Source organism: Aquimarina macrocephali JAMB N27 (assembly GCF_000520995.1).
Taxonomy (GTDB): domain Bacteria; phylum Bacteroidota; class Bacteroidia; order Flavobacteriales; family Flavobacteriaceae; genus Aquimarina; species Aquimarina macrocephali.
The window spans coordinates 1-1129 of the sequence record NZ_JACA01000117.1; the positions used below are offsets into that span (position 1 = coordinate 1).

1 protein-coding gene is annotated in these 1129 nt (G+C 37.0%); it reads left to right on the forward strand.

Features of this window, described 5'->3' with window-relative positions; translation table 11 throughout:
* Nucleotides 1-1129 (forward strand): acyl carrier protein (locus tag Z054_RS29605; RefSeq protein WP_035093876.1); only part of this gene is annotated, 1129 nt, incomplete at both ends.

Consider the following 1129-nt stretch of genomic DNA (forward strand, 5'->3'; position numbering starts at 1 on the left):
GATCAGAAAAACCAAGAGGTTTTATGTGAAACCTATGGGATGAACCCTATGAATACAGTTGTTGGAATGGATACATTGTATCGTTGTTTGGAGTTGAGGTATAGCCAAACTTTAGTTATGGAAGGCGATATGAAACAAATGTGCCAGGCACTTCTTGAAGATGAAAAAGAAAAAGAGAAACCTATAGCAATATCACCTAATACGAAACAACAAGTTATTTCAAAAGTTATCGAAGAAAGCTTTATAGAAAAAACCAAAGATTATTTGTGTAAACAGTTTGCTATAGTATTAAAGCTGGCTTCCCATAAAATAGATCCGCAGGCACCATTAGAGAAATATGGTATTGATTCCATATTAGCGATGAGTCTTACAGATCAATTAGAAAAAACCTTTCCTTCTCTGCCCAAGACTCTGTTTTTCGAATATCAAACCATTAATGAGCTTTCTGAATATTTTATAAAGTTTCATATTAATAGGTTATCTCAACTCTTTGATTCCGAAAAAGATAGTCAGAAAAAAATAATAAAAGAGCAACCAGATGATCAAACCAAAAATAGTAGTAAAAGGCGATTAAATCGTAAACGTAATATTGTTATTTCAAAAGATAAATCTCATTCAAAACCAGATGATCCTATTGCTATTGTAGGATTAAGTGGTCGTTACCCGGCTTCGGTTGATGTAGCAGCGTACTGGGATAACCTAAAGAAGGGTAAGGATTGTATCACCGAGATTCCTAAAGATCGTTGGGACTGGCGGGAGTATTATAGTGAGGATCGTAGTAAAAGCGGTTATCATTACAGTAAATGGGGTGGTTTTATAGAAGGGGTTGATGAATTTGACCCGAGGTTTTTTAATATCTCTCCCAGAGAGGCAGCATCAATCGATCCTCAGGAGCGTTTGTTTTTACAGCATAGCTGGATGGCAATCGAAGATGCAGGATATACACGTTCCAGCTTACAGATACCTCGTGAAGAAGATATGGCAGGCCAAGTAGGTGTTTATGTAGGTGTGATGTATGGCGAGTACCAATTATATGGAGTAGAAGAAAGCATGAGAGGCAATCCTATGAGTATTTCTGGGAGCTACGCCAGTATTGCCAACCGAGTTTCTTATTTTTTAAACGCTCATG